The 14,578-nt window shown below is 46.7% G+C and carries 10 protein-coding genes and 1 tRNA gene; 5 read left to right on the top strand and 6 right to left on the bottom strand.

The window, feature by feature from the left end:
* Entirely contained in the window at window positions 1–3,117 is a 3,117-nt protein-coding gene (locus ACSTTG_RS08060) for an efflux RND transporter permease subunit (protein WP_438474394.1), read from the top strand.
* 221 nt (window positions 3,118–3,338) lie between these two features.
* Window positions 3,339–4,109: a hypothetical protein gene (locus ACSTTG_RS08055; protein ID WP_438474393.1), complete on the top strand. Its 771-nt coding sequence runs from the start codon at window positions 3,339–3,341 to the stop codon at window positions 4,107–4,109.
* 162 nt (window positions 4,110–4,271) lie between these two features.
* Here ACSTTG_RS08055 and ACSTTG_RS08050 read toward each other — a convergent pair whose 3' ends face one another.
* Window positions 4,272–5,165: a LysR family transcriptional regulator gene (locus ACSTTG_RS08050; RefSeq protein WP_438474391.1), complete on the bottom strand. Its 894-nt coding sequence runs from the start codon at window positions 5,163–5,165 to the stop codon at window positions 4,272–4,274.
* A 131-nt stretch (window positions 5,166–5,296) separates the two neighbouring features.
* On the opposite strand from ACSTTG_RS08050, the gene ACSTTG_RS08045 reads away from it, so the two are divergent.
* Window positions 5,297–6,967 (top strand): amidohydrolase, encoded by a 1,671-nt coding sequence (locus tag ACSTTG_RS08045; RefSeq protein ID WP_438457761.1) that lies wholly within the window; start codon window positions 5,297–5,299, stop codon window positions 6,965–6,967.
* Between the two features lie 263 nt (window positions 6,968–7,230).
* On the opposite strand, the gene ACSTTG_RS08040 is transcribed toward ACSTTG_RS08045, so the two are convergent.
* From ACSTTG_RS08040 to ACSTTG_RS08030, 3 genes are all read right to left on the bottom strand, one after another.
* A complete protein-coding gene (locus ACSTTG_RS08040; RefSeq protein WP_438474389.1) occupies window positions 7,231–8,436 on the bottom strand; it encodes a Rossmann-fold NAD(P)-binding domain-containing protein in 1,206 nt (401 codons plus the stop codon).
* Window positions 8,437–8,459: 23 nt separating this feature from the next.
* Window positions 8,460–10,388: a putative bifunctional diguanylate cyclase/phosphodiesterase gene (locus ACSTTG_RS08035; protein ID WP_438474388.1), complete on the bottom strand. Its 1,929-nt coding sequence runs from the start codon at window positions 10,386–10,388 to the stop codon at window positions 8,460–8,462.
* Between the two features lie 900 nt (window positions 10,389–11,288).
* Window positions 11,289–11,379 (bottom strand) — tRNA-Ser (locus tag ACSTTG_RS08030).
* 172 nt (window positions 11,380–11,551) lie between these two features.
* Here ACSTTG_RS08030 and ACSTTG_RS08025 point away from each other — a divergent pair.
* Window positions 11,552–11,959 (top strand): GNAT family N-acetyltransferase, encoded by a 408-nt coding sequence (locus tag ACSTTG_RS08025; RefSeq protein ID WP_438474387.1) that lies wholly within the window; start codon window positions 11,552–11,554, stop codon window positions 11,957–11,959.
* A gap of 78 nt (window positions 11,960–12,037) precedes the next feature.
* Here the strand turns inward: ACSTTG_RS08025 and ACSTTG_RS08020 are convergent, their stop codons facing one another.
* Both ACSTTG_RS08020 and ACSTTG_RS08015 read right to left on the bottom strand, forming a co-directional pair.
* Window positions 12,038–12,301: a hypothetical protein gene (locus tag ACSTTG_RS08020; RefSeq protein ID WP_438474386.1), complete on the bottom strand. Its 264-nt coding sequence runs from the start codon at window positions 12,299–12,301 to the stop codon at window positions 12,038–12,040.
* 125 nt (window positions 12,302–12,426) lie between these two features.
* Complete coding sequence (locus tag ACSTTG_RS08015; RefSeq protein ID WP_438474385.1) at window positions 12,427–13,047, bottom strand: MFS transporter; 621 nt, start codon at window positions 13,045–13,047, stop codon at window positions 12,427–12,429.
* A gap of 234 nt (window positions 13,048–13,281) precedes the next feature.
* Here ACSTTG_RS08015 and ACSTTG_RS08010 point away from each other — a divergent pair, with 234 nt between their 5' ends.
* Window positions 13,282–14,550, top strand: a complete 1,269-nt coding sequence (locus tag ACSTTG_RS08010) for a glycosyltransferase (protein ID WP_438474384.1) — start codon at window positions 13,282–13,284, stop codon at window positions 14,548–14,550.
* Window positions 14,551–14,578 lie beyond the last annotated feature (28 nt).

Below are 14,578 nucleotides of genomic sequence, written 5' to 3'. Positions count from 1 at the left end.
ATGCTAAGTAAATTTTTTATCGAACGCCCTAAGTTTGCGTTTGTTATATCGATATTTCTGACTCTAATCGGTTTGATCGCAATCAAAACTATGCCAATTGCGGAGTACCCGAGTGTCACTCCGCCGCAGGTTCGTGTTGTGGCCTTTATGCCAGGTGCGAGCGCGGAAACGGTTAAAGAGGTGATTGGTAACCCAATCGAAGAGGAAGTGAACGGTGTTGATGGCATGGTGTACATGCAGTCACGCTCAACCAACGATGGTCGTTACTTCCTTAACATCACCTTTGACAACAGTGTCGACTCGGACATGGCGATGGTTAACGTATCTAACCGTGTCGCGGTGGCGGAAAACATGTTGCCATTCGATGTTCGTGCCCGTGGCGTTCGTATTCGTAAAGCCGCGCCGGATGACTTGCTTGCTATCGCATTTTACTCGCCTTCTGAGTCTATCTCTGAGCTAGAGATGAACACTTGGGTTGAAGCCAACTTTATGGAACGAATTGCGCGTGTTCCAGGTCTTGCTAACAGTGAGCTGATTGGTGCGACCTACGGTATGCGTGTATGGCTTGATATTGACCGTATGGCGACGCTTGGCGTGAGCACGGTTGAAGTTAAGAACGCGATTCGTGAGCAAAATGCGGTTTCACCGGCCGGTCGTATCGGTCAAGGACCGAGCCGTCAGAACAGCGCACTGCAGTTTAACTTGATCACTCAAGGTCGTCTAAATTCCGCTGAAGAGTTTGAACAGATCATTGTTCGTACCCTGCCAAACGGGACACACGTATACCTGGGTGATGTGGCGAAAGTCGAGATTGGTGCGCAGATCTACGATGCGTATGCGCTTTATAACGGTGGTCCAGCAGCCTTGGTGAGCATGCAGGCTAACCCGGATGCCAATGCACTTGACACTGGCGCGGCGGTGAAAGCGGTCTTGAAAGAGATTGAAGACCTGTTGCCAGCCGACATGACCTACTCGATCCCTTATGACACAACCTTGTCAGTTGATGCATCGATTAAGAGTATCGTCGAGACCTTGTTTGTCGCGGTATTGCTGGTTGTGGCAGTAACCTATCTGTTCTTGGGTAATATCCGTGCGACACTAGCGCCGGTTGTTGCTATCCCGGTTTCTCTGATTGGTACCTTTGCCTTTATGCAAATGGGTGGCTTTAGTATCAACACAGTGACCTTATTTGGCCTGATCCTAGCGATTGGTATCGTGGTGGACAACGCGATCCTTGTGGTGGAAAACGTCGAGCGTATCCTTGAAGAGAACCCGCAGTGGAATGCCAAGCAATCGACTGTGCAAGCAATGAAAGAGGTGACGGGCCCAATTATCGCTTCGACCTTGGTTATGCTGGCGGTATTTATTCCGGTTGCATTGCTTCCGGGGATCACTGGCTTGATGTTTGCTCAGTTCTCGATCACTATCTGTATTGCTCTGGTACTCTCTGCAATCAATGCATTGACCTTGTCGCCAGCGCTGTGTGCCATGGTGATGAAGCGTAACGAGACACCGGCGAAATGGTTCCTGCTGTTTAACAAAGGCTTTGATAAAGTCACCAATGTTTACGGCAAAGCGGTAACCTTGATGGTGCGCAAAGTTGCTGTACTCCTTATCACGTTTGCTGTTGCGATTGCATCGGTTGTGGCGATGAACGAGCGACTACCGACTGCGTTTGTGCCTTCAGAGGACAAGGGCGTGCTGGCAATGGCGATGTTCTTGCCGGATAACGCATCGAAAGAGCGTACCCATGAGCTGATCAAGAAGGCCGAGGAAATCCTTAACAATGATCCTGCTATTGAAGATTACGCAGGTGCCATTGGCTTTAACGCGCTGACTGGTGGTCTGGCGTCGAACTCGGCGACGATGTTTATTAACCTCAAAGACTGGGATGAGCGCCTTGCAATGGAAGGTGAGCATACTCAAGCCGATGTGGTGCAACGTCTAAACCGTCAGTTGTTTGCGATTGACAAAGCGATGAGTATCACCATGGGTCTGCCACCAATTCCGGGTATCGGTGTGGGTGATGCACTTGAGTTTATGGTTCAAGATACGGCTGGTGGTAGCGCGCAAGACCTTGCAAGCATGACCTATGCGTTGATGGCTGCGGCAAACCAAGCCCCAGAAATCACTAACGCAATGACAACCTATCGTGCCAACGTACCGCACTACAGTGTTGAGATTGACCGCGAAAAAGCGCGTCAAATGGGCGTAACTCTGGGCGCGATTAATGATGCGATGGCGACCCACTTAGCTTCTGCTTATGTGAATGACTTTGCGCTTAATGGCCGTAGCTACCGTGTGTTTGTTCAAGCAAAAGGTGAGCAGCGTGATGATCTTGACGATGTGTTACGCATTCATGTTCCGTCAACCTTTGGCGAGCAAGTGGCGCTGTCTACCTTTGCCTCTATCAAACCGACACTTGAACCAGACTTGGTCACCAGTTATAACATGCTGCCAGCGGCGCGCCTGCAGCTAAACCCAGCACCGGGCTACTCTTCAGGTGAAGCGATTGCGGCAATGGAGCGCGTAGCACAAGAGTTGTTGAGTGACAGCTATACCTACGAATGGACCAACATGGCCTTCCAAGAGAAGCAAGCGGGCAATACCGCCCAGATTGCTCTAATCCTTGCACTGGTGTTTATCTATCTGTTCCTTGTGGCTCAGTACGAATCTTGGGCTCTGCCGGCGGCGATCATCATCGTTGCACCAACGGCAGCGGTGGGAACGTACGCAGCGCTACTGCTTGGTGGTCAAGCACTGTCGATCTACGGTCAGATTGGTTTGATCCTCTTGATCTCTCTTGCGGCGAAAAACGCCATCTTGATGGTGGAGTTCTCGAAGATTAAGCGTGAGGACGACAAGCTATCGATTGAAGAGGCAGCAATTCAGGGCGGTAAGATGCGCTTTAGAGCGGTTAATATGACCTCTTGGTCATTCATCTTGGGTATTTTGCCACTGGTATTTGCACAAGGTGCTGGTGCGATCTCGCAAAATACGACTGGCCTTGCGCTACTTGGCGGAATGATGGTGGTACTTGCGGTCGGTTCAGTGATGACCCCTGGTTTCTACGCTGTGTTCCAAACCCTGCGTGAAAAATTTAAATCTCGCAATTAAATAAATAATATCCTTGGTCATTAGGTGGGCGTTAAATATGAACATGCATTTGACCAAGGAGATGTTTCCTACTGTGGAAAGAGATGTTCACAGTAATGAGTAATTCTTATAAATACCTTGTTGTTTGAACAGTGAGCGTGTTTATAGAAGTGACAAACCAAAATATAAACAAAGTACTGCGCGAAAGGATTCATAGTGGTCGTATTTTTTAAGGTAAAATGATGAAAAAGCAACTTATTACAACTTCTATGTTGGCTGCACTAGCGGCTCCAGTGGCATTTGCAGAAGAGTCAGAGGTTATTGACCCATCTGATCTAACCCGTGTTTACACACAAGCTGCAGTGTTTGTGACCTCTGATGCTGATGTGCGTGTTTCTGCCATGTTTACCGGTGCTTGGAGTGAAGATATCCAGTTTGCTGGTTTTGTTGAGGGTAACTTTGGTAATGACAAAGCAAAAGCAGAGGAAAAGGATAAGCTTGGTGTAGATTATCAAAATGGTCGCGCTCAATACTTCCAAGTTCACGCATTGGACAACCCGCTAATGCCACGTGTTGGTATCTCGACTGATTTGATCCACCAAAAAACGCCGGGTGATGATACCACGCTACTTTCGGTTGGTGCCGTTGGTTTGATCAATCCACAGTACACCTTTGGTGCGATGGTATTCCCGAACCTAGCCTACACTACGGGTAACGTTATGGGTAAGTCAGCAGATGGCTTCATGGCAAACCTGTTTGTAACACAACCAATTGGTGATGCAGGTGCGTTTATTCAAGCATGGCCTGAGTACTTTAAAGTTGAAGGTGATGTGGTTGAAATGGAATCAAGTGCATTTAACGTGATGTTTAACGCGCCAATCAAGCAAAACCGTACTCAGTGGCTAATGACTAAACTGCAATATGGTAGTGCAGATATTGTAACTCCTGGTGGTGTGGAGATCGAAGGTGATGTTGAACTAAAAGCTGAAATTGGCGTTAAGTGGTTCTTCTAATTCGATAGAAAGATAGAGTTAAGTCAGAATAACTCGATGTTAGGGTGTTAATAATAAAGCCAGTGGGTCTTTCTCACTGGCTTTTTTATTAACTTCATTCTATGAAAGGTTATTTTTCATGAGGGGTGCTCATAGAAGCAGCTGAGTCCAATTTATATAGGTTTATTTAAGAAATTGCGATCCAGCTTGTTTACACAGCTCTATCGCTGTACTCACTACACCATGATTGCGGTTTTTAGTCGGGTAGAATAGCGTTATCGGTAAGAGGGTCTCTTTGGCTTGTGTCAGTTCAGTATTGAGACGCTTTAGCCGCCCCATTTTTACCGCTTGCTCCCCGACTTCAAAAGGTAAGCAAGCATATCCCCCCGCCTCCAACAGTTTGATTATCAGTTCGTCATTGCCGGCCTCGCGGCAATTAGTAGAAAGGCGCCTAATGGCTCCCTGATTTTGTGCATCAAGAGAGTGGATGTACTGTGGTTCAAGCTCAAGTCTGCCGACAGAGATTGGCTGAGATTCCAATAAGGGCGAGTTTTTACCGACGTAAACGTTCAGTCGACAGTAGCCGATCAAGCTGATCTCGACCTCTTTTTCTGCGTGTGTTTTACCTCGACCTTCGAGCAAGGCAAAGTCACAGGAGCCATTAATCAGTCCGTCAAGCGCCTCTTGTCGAGGGATCATTAACCAGCGGACTTCTACAGTGGGGTAGCGCTCAAGCAGTGCCTGTTCAACCTCAGCAACTAAACTGCTTGGAACATAGTGATCCAGTGCGACTGTAAGCACATAGCCATCGGCGTCGGCCACGACCTTGCTGTGTGCGGCGAGCAGCTCGTGGTTTCTTAGTAAGATAGAGGCTCGATAGTAGAGTGCTTGTGCCTCTGCTGTTGGCTCGGCAGTACGACCAACAATATTGAACAAGGTAACGTCCCAAACATCCTCAAGGCTTTTTACCAACTCACGTACACTGGTACGGTTACGACCCAATCGCTTGGCTGCTTTACTATATGAACCTGATTCATAAGTATTTATGAAGGCTTTTACTTGCTCGATACTGTACATTTTAGTGTCTACTAATAGCTCTTTTTTGACAGGGCTAACCTAACAAAAGCGGTTTTTAAGTTCAATATACTTTTCATAAAATACCCAAGCCTACTTTGTAGGTAGATTGAAACTCTAGGTAATTAAATTATATGAAAAGAACAACACTAACTCTGGCAATACTACTTGCATCTGGTCACGCCCTGGCCGAAGCAGACCTAATCCTGACGAATGCCGATATTATCACCGTGACGGGCGAAACCGATCGTGCGCAAGCGGTGGCAATTAAAGATGGGCTTATTACTGCTGTTGGTAGCAACAAAGCGGTTCTAGAACAAAAAGGTGCTAACACCGTTGTGCGTGATTTTGCGGGTAAGACCGTAACGCCAGGTTTTATTGATACGCATGGCCACTTCATGCAGTATTTGCCAGTGATCACCAACCCGTTCCTTTATCCTGCACCTATGGGGAAGGTGAACAATATTGCTGATTATCAAGCTGCATTAAAAGCGCATTTCAGCGACCCTAATCTACCCAATGACCGTATTCACGCTGCTTGGGGTTACGACAATGCAGAGCTTGCTGAAGCGCGCCACCCAACGCGCTGGGAGTTGGATGAGGTAACGGGTGATTACTCGGTTTGTACCGTGCATATCTCTGGCCACATTGCCGTGTGTAACAGCGCTGCACTTGAGCGCATGGACTACACGTCTGAGTCTAAAAACCCTGACGGTGGTGTCGTTCATCGCGCTGAAAATGGTGAGCTTACTGGCGTATTAGAAGAAAGTGCGATTTATCCGATTTTTCCTCACTTGATCATGTCACCTGGTGAGGCAGAGGCTAAAATCGAGAAGATTCAGGATATGTACGTCAAGTACGGTATCACAACCACCCAAGAAGGTGCGATGACCGGTAACCTGATACCAGCTATTGCACAAATGGCAGAGGCTGGTTTGTTCAAAATCGATCTTCATCTGTATGCAAAATGGACCGACTATGACCTAGCTCGTGAAACGTTCCCAATGCGTGAGTACAACAATGGCGTGATGCTGGCGGGGATCAAGATGGTTGGTGATGGCTCTCCACAAGGTAAAACGGCGTACCTTTCGACCCCTTACTTTGAGCCACCACACAGTCATTCGCTGCATTACCATGGTTATCCAGTCATGCCGCAAGCGGATATGAATGAATTTGTATTAAAAGCCTACGAGGATGGCGCACACGTCCTGTCTCATGCTAATGGTGACGCTGCCGGTGATATCTTAATCAACGCTGTGCAGAATGCGGTTGAGCAATACCCAGAGTTAGATCACCGTACTGTGATGATCCACGCTCAGACCGCACGTCTAGATCAGATTGAGAAAATGAAAAGTCTGGGGATGATCCCATCTTTCTTCGCTGCGCACACTTATTTCTGGGGTGATTATCACCGTGATTCAGTGTTGGGCCCATGGCGTGCTTCACACATCTCTCCAATGGGATGGGCGAATGAGCATGACTTGATGTTTACCATTCACATGGATGCACCGGTATTGTTCCCGGATATGACCACGTTGATGTGGACGGCAGTCAACCGAGTAACGCGCAGTGGCCAAACTTTAGGCGAGTGGCACAAAATCAGCCCATATCAAGCTCTGGAAGCGATCACGATTCACGGTGCCTACCAGAACTTCGAAGAGGCTGAAAAAGGCTCAATTGAGGTTGGTAAGCGTGCTGACCTGACTGTCTTGGATGCGAACCCTCTAGATATCGATCCTATGAAAATTAAGGATATTTCGGTACTAGAAACGATCAAAGATGGTGTGAGTATCTACGCTCAATAGAACCCAACTAATATAGCTCTGCACATCTGAGTGAGTGTTGGTTGAAGCCTTCTTGTTAAATAATAGAGAGGGTGATTTAATTAAAAGCCAGTGGGTTTATCCTGCTGGCTTTTGGGTTTGTGAACTTGGGCCAAAAAAGTGCTCTTGAGTCGTTGGATTTACTTATCTCATTTGTATCGGCCCTGTTGGCAGTGAGGGAGGCCTAATTTTCTAACTCATTTTGGATGTCAAAATGGCAGGCTTTAGTGGTTTAACTTCCCTGATTACTGGTAATCGTAAAAATGGTGGAGCCACTCTATCGCAATCATACGTTCATTCAACTCGTCTATCTTGTGCAGTCCGGGTTTCCACTGTGATGAGGGGGAAAGCAGTTGCAATCCTGCGAGGGTATGTGCAGCCTCGAAAAGGTAGACTGTTGGGTCACCCATACCTGTTTTAAACAGGGTGTTTACAGAGTCACCGCCTGCAAGTAGGTAAAAGGGGTTACCACTTTCACTCTGATACTCACAGAGCCAAGGTGTTTCATTTTTTAAAGTAATGTGGCCGTGCTCAATCAAACTCGGTAGGCCTAGTTCATCATCGGCGGAGGTCACTGTCGTGATGACCGAGTGTGGTTGAAGGTAACGATACAGCTCAGAGGGAATGGATTTATTTCCTGTTGCACAGAAGATGAAATTACAGTCACTGACAAGCTGTTTAATGGAGCGAACGCTGATACCATCTCGCGTTAGCATAGTTAATTTGCGCGGGTCAGCATCAGATACCTGAAGGTTACTGATCCCCTTCCCCTGTAGATACTTAACAATGCCTAATCCTAGGTTCCCAGCACCAACAACTCCAATATTGTAGAAGCCGCTATTGTTGAGTTTAGCGCCGAACTGCTCACGGACCACATGGTCACAGTAATGGACAATACATTCAGCAGCCTCGTAGTCAGCGGGTTTTTTTATTGAAATATGTGAGACCGAAACTACTGGTGTTTTAAGCTCGACTTTCTCATATTTATAATAACCATTAGCAGTGAGCTCAGCCGCGCCGAAAAATTGTTTGCCAAAACAGTCTGCGAGGTGAGCAGAGGCTTGTGCAAAATAGCCACCATGATCAAGTAGAATAAAGGGAGCCCCTTGGGTGTGCTGCTCGATAAATTGTTCACAAATCCCATTATCATTTAGAGATAGCTTGTTAATGCCTCTGTCAGCAATCACACACTGGGGAAAACTAGCGAGTGACTCAACAACGTGCTGATTGTTTTTCATTGTCGACTGTTTTGGTACGATAACAAGCTTGGAACAATTATCCGCTAGGGCGTAGATATAAGGCAAGGTGCCATCATAGCAATGCATGACGGCAAAGATGACACACTCTTTGGCTTGTTGGCTATATGGCTTGGCGATATTTGCGAGAAACTGATAGCCCAGCTCACTAAAGCTGCCGTTGTAATAGGACGGCATAGAAAAAGATGAAGACATAAAAACCTCGAAATGCCTCTGCATTAGTGAAAATAAGGTGAAATAACGTTAATGTTCTCAATTTGGTCTGCTGGCATCGGTTTAGCTAATAAAAAGCCTTGGCAGTAGTCGATATTGAGTGTTCTGATTTGCTTGAGTTGTTCTTCTGTCTCAACCCCTTCGGCAATAAGGTCAAAGCCGCATGCATTACAAATAAGCTGAGTGGCTTGAATGATGGCTTGGCTTTGTACCGTACATCGCTTGACAAATTGGCGGTCAAGTTTAATCGCTGTGATGGGTAATGAGGCGATCCTATCGAAGTTAGCGTAGCCTGAGCCAAAATCATCCAATTGCAGGGCAAAGCCACTGTCGCGCAGCGATTGAAGACATTCCTGCGCTAAGGCACCTTTTTGCACGATGGCGGTTTCAGTGATTTCAAAGACTAATTGGTCCGGTGCGATACCATACTTGGTGGTGAGCTGTATGACATCATCGACAAAGTGACTTGTGAGCTGGCAAGGGCTTAAGTTGACGTTGACCTTCCAGTGACGCGTTCCGTTCCAATTGTTCAGTCGTTTACAGGCTTGCTCGATGACCCAAAGACCGATCTTTGGCATCATGCCACACTCTTCGACAAAAGGAATAAAGTTTGCGGGCGACACCTGCCCAAGTAGCGGGTCGTGCCAACGAAGCAGAGCCTCGACGCTGGCTATCTCGCCAGTTTCTACCTGATAAATGGGTTGATAATGAAGTTCAAAGTGCTCTTCTTTAATTGCAGTACCGAGTTGTTGGCGAAGTAGCGACTTGTAACGGATACTATCGAGCATCGGTGCGGCAAAATTGTGCACAAGGCCCCTGCCAGCTTTTTTGGCACTCAGCATGGCAATATCAGCAAATTTAAACAGTTGATCGATGCTCATACTGTGCTCTGGGTAGTGGGCGATACCAATACTACAACCCACCTTGATCTCTCCAATTTGATCGATATAGAAAGGAAGTCCACACTGCTCAACAATCAGATCAGCGATATGGTTTTGCTCAGGGATAATAACAATAAATTCGTCACCACCGAATCGTGCAAGCAATGCATCTTCGGGTAGTAGACTTGCAATGCGTTTAGCAATCGCAATCAGTAACTGATCACCGGCAAGGTGTCCGTAGCTGTCATTGACGGCTTTAAAGGCATCAATATCGATGAAAAGGACCTCAAAAGAACCCTCTTTATAATTGTCTTCTATCTTTCGATATAACCCTTTGCGATTGAGCAGGTTGGTCAGTAAATCGTGGTCTGATTCGTATCGTGCAGCGAGATAGGAGCGCCGCTCTGCATCAATATTGACTAGGTGCAACAGCATTTGGTTGCTCTCCTCAAGCCAACGCATCTCTATGCGAAACCAGAAATGTTGATGTCCGGTGAAACAGTGATGGACACGGTTGATTACCTTCTCCTCTTTAACGGCAGATAGCCATTCTGAAGCGAGAGTGGAGGAGTCTAGGAATTGGCTTAGCTCAGTGACGGTTGGGCTGTAGGATTGAATGAATGCTGCATTGAAGCTAATGACCTGTCCATGTTTATCAATCAGCATGGCATTATTAGAGTATTCAGAGAAGGCAACCGCGCGTTGAATACACTCCTCTTTAGAGAGTACTTCGACCAGCATGCCTTCTGCATTGCTGTCTAACGTGACACCAGAGAAGTGGCATAAGGTCTTTTTCTGCTTATCTTTTGGGGTGTAATCCCACCAGGCTCTGATGGACTCGCCTTTTTTAAACATTGAACGAAAATAATTTAGGGTCGCTAATGTCGCTAAGGACATATCCCCACCAAGATTTCGGTTACTGAGTTCAGCAATCGAGTCGGCTTCCCACAGCTGGAGTGCTGCGTTGTTTGCCCAAATGATGGCTTTTGTCTCAAAACAGTAGACCCAAATGGGTGTATGTAATAATTGTGGAATGGAAGTTGATGGAATCACAATGCCTTAACCTAAATAGCTGCCCGTAATAGTAAATCTTTTTGGAACGAAACTTAGTCCAATTTGTATGATTTTATTAGCTAATAGACATTACAAATCCAGGCGGAGAACTGAGCCATGGTCATCTGAGCTGCAACTCAACAATTAAAGCGTCGAAGAATATACCAACAAATTCAGTTAACTCAAGATATCAGTCTTACTGAATGGACCTGTATATTTCCGGTCCCCGAGTTTACTTTCGCTGCACGCTGCTCAATTGTTCGATGGATTGATTAGTTCACCTAATGTGGTTTATAAGGTCTGAAATCGATACATTCAGGGCGACCAACTCAGCTTTTGATGAATGAAATACGGTTAATGTTAACCGTCCTTATTGTGCTGGTCAATTGAAATTGACTTCACAGTCAATAAGTTAAATGAAGTTTTACTCTCTGATTCACTCAGTGGTAAGGCATCCCAGTATTAGTTGGTGCACGTGGCTGTAACGATTAATTGTAAAGCTAATATGACGATTCCAAGTTTCAGTTAAGCTACGATAGCCGCTAGCAAGCACCTGTACAATTTTTAGGCCGGTAAAAAAGTTCGTCATTGGACGATTATCACATCAATAGCGGATGCGATATAAAATCTGCTAACGTCTCCTATCAGTAGAATTTGATCACGTCCTACAGAGAAGGGCTATATAGGAAAGCATGATGGCTACAGCGTCGACTAAAAGTGGAGGACCGAGACTGAGTATGCGAGCTCAGTTTGAACTAATCAGAAGCTTTTACTTACCAGAGAATACGGGTTACTTGAGGTTAGCAGTAATAGTTTTGAAGGAATAAGTTAACTTACAGGAGGCAAGCTAGGTGCTCAGAAACGGAAAAAGCCGCTGATAAATCAGCGGCTTTTCGAATGTGGCGGAGAGATAGGGATTTGAACCCTAGATACGCTATTAACGTATGCCGGTTTTCAAGACCGGTGCTTTCAACCACTCAGCCATCTCTCCGTTGTTGAGGCGCATATTAAAGGCCCTGACGATTGTTGTAAAGTATCTAAGCCGATTTTTTTTGATTTTTATGTTGTTTGGGTGTTTATTGCTCTAAGAGACTCAAAAGTGTACATCTAAATATCCTCATATGGGGACTATCACCTTGTGAAAGTGAGCGAAAGGACAAAAAATGAACGGATATCATATTTCTACTAACCCTGATTTACTCAATTCCGATCTAATCCATCATTATTTATCAGAAAAGAGCTACTGGGCACGTGGTATGTCAAAGGAAAAGCTATTGGTGGCACTAAAACACTCTTTGTGTTTTGGCGTTTATGATTGCGAGGGGCAGTTAGTGGCCTTTGGTCGCACGATCACAGATAAAGCGACATTTGCTTATCTTTCTGATGTTTTTGTGGTTGAGGAGTATCAAGGGCAGGGGCTGGGTGGTTGGCTGATTGAAATTATTGTTAATCATCCAGACTTGCAGGGGCTGAGGCGGATGATGTTGGCGACCAAAGATGCCCATTCACTCTATGAGAAATTTGGTTTTGAGTTGATCAAGGATGAAACCATGTTAATGCAAATCGTTTAGCCGCGCCTCGCGCCGATAGGCAAATAGGCTGAGCATAGATAGAGTGAGCATGACGGTGAAAGAGCCTGATAGACCGAGCTAAGTGGCAGAAAAACCAGCGCAGAGATAGGTGACCAGCCACCAAAAGTGAGTCAAGGAAAAATGGGCGGCAAAATAGGCGCTCGCTTGCTCTTGTCCCGCGACACTCGTGATGATTAAGCCTGCCGTCGTTTGGATTAATGACATCCCAACACCAAGACCGAAGCACAGGGCGATAAAGCCGGGCCAGTTGGGCGTGAGCATACCAACAAGCATAGCAGCGCAGATGATGCCAATGCCTGGTAAGATGAAAGGAACTGGCATTATATGCCTTTAGCAGTCTTGGTAGAATGAACGCAACGGCGATTGAGCCAAGCCCGACGACGAACATGGCCAAGGCAGTCTGTGCTTCTCCGCCTTTAAGGCGCTCAGCAACATAAACTACAGTATTAACAAGCACCATGGCACTGGCTGAGGCCGCTGCCAGATACGCAAACCAGAGTGCGCGCAATGAGGGATGCGCTAAATAGTTTGATAAGGATTGCGGAGATAACAAAGGCGCCTGCATCAAGTAAAAAAAGCGTGCGAAAGCTGATCGTCAGCAGCATAAGGGCTGTGAGCAAGGGGCTGATCACCTGCTCAAGGTCAAACGCGACTCGACTGTACGAGAGTGCCTTGGCGTAATCGTCTCTATCGGGCAGCACTTGAGGGAGCAGGGCTTGGTAGAGGGGAGTAAACGCCGCCGAGCAGGCAAAGATGATAAACATCAACAAGTAAACCTGCCAAACCTGCTCGATCAAAGGCAGAAACAGCAAGGTCAGGCCTCGGCATAAATCGAGAACGATTAGTGTATGTTTCTTATTGAGAGTGTAGGTTAGGGCGCTGAAAATTGGAGCAAGCACAATGTAAGCAAACATTTTGATTGCAAAGGCGATGCTAAGCACTTGACTGGCACTGGCGCCAGCCAATTCATACGCCAGCAGAGCAAGGTATACCGAGCTTACCCCTGTGCCAATCAAAGAGACAACTTGAGCCAATAGCAAGCGGACATAATTACGGTTTTGCCACATTGAGTGGCTTCTATTGTCGCTCCTTTCCCGCATAATCCCTCCAAACCGCGCGAGCCTATTGAGTATAGGCATCGTAGCCAAGGGTGTGAAAGCCACACCTCTCACCGCTAACCTTTTACATTCAACTAAGAATCATAAGGTTAACGGTCAAAGCTTGGTTTATATCGTGGTCATTACGATGACATACAGTTACTATCACGCATCGAACGAAAAGCATAGTTATAGGACAACCGTTTGAAAGTACTATTGATGACGATTGGCTCGCGGGGAGATATCGAACCGTTTATCGCCTTGGGCGTAGGATTAAAGAATAAGGGTCATCAAGTCTCGCTCTGCGCACCGGTGAATTTTCAGTCGATGATTGAAGCCCATAGTTTCAAGTATTGTTTCCTGACGGATGAGCTGTTTGAGATTGTAGAAAAGGGCACACTAGAGGCGATGGGTAGCCTAATCAGCGGTATCCGCACGGCGGTCAAGATGCATCGTTTGGCCAAGCCTATCAATCGAAAAATGCTTCGACAGAGTATTGAGGCTGGATTAGAAACCAGACCAGAGTTGATCATTTACCACCCTAAAGCCATGGCAGCGGCATCAATCGCCGAGAAGCTGCGTATCCCAGCGGTAATGGCAGTGTTGCAGCCGATGGTTGTGCCAACCCAAGCATTTCCGCCTGCAGGGTTGCCCAATCTGGGTAAGTATTTCAATCGATTGAATTATCGCCTGATCGAGAAGGGCTTTGGGCAGTATCGTCAAGAGCTCAACCAATACAGGGAAACACTATTAGCCTTACCACCACTGCGTAAAGGTGTGAGTGTGCTTACTCGGGAGCGGGGGCAATCGATCCCTGTGCTGCACGCGTACAGCGATCTCCTCATCCCACGCCCCAATGATTGGCCTGAGACGGCGCGAGTTTGTGGTGACTGGTTTCTAAGAGGGGAGCAAACTGACTACCAACCACCGGCAGAGCTCAAGGCATTTTTAGAGCACCCTCAAGCACCTATTTATATTGGCTTTGGTAGTATGTCTGGTCGCGATCCCAAGCAAACCACACGCATCGTGCTCCAGGCGGTGAAGGCGAGTGGCGTACGAGCCATCATAGCTAGTGGTTGGGGTGGGCTTGAATTGGCCGATCATGACGACAAGGTGCTGATGATTAAGGGTGCACCGCACTATTGGTTGTTTCATAAGGTTGCCGCTGTCATCCACCATGGTGGAGCGGGCACGACAGCAGCAGGGTTGAGAGCCGGTAAGCCAACATTAATCTGTCCTTTCTTCGGTGACCAACCATTTTGGGGGCAGACAGTGGTCAAGCACGGTTTAGGACCTAAGCCTATCAAGCAAAAAAATCTGACGGTCGATAATCTTGCGCACGCTATCAGTGAGATGGTGACCGACCAAGAGATGCAAACCAAGGCCAAGCAGCTCGGTATTCAGTTGATGCAACAAGATGGCATTGATACAGCAATTACATGGCTAGAGCAGCAAAATCTACTATCCAATTGATAGATTTAACATATCTTATTGAGAATAA

The organism is Vibrio glycogenivorans (assembly GCF_051660965.1).
Lineage (GTDB): Bacteria > Pseudomonadota > Gammaproteobacteria > Enterobacterales > Vibrionaceae > Vibrio.
Note: the sequence above shows the minus strand (reverse complement) of the source record. Positions and strands in the feature narration are given on the sequence as shown.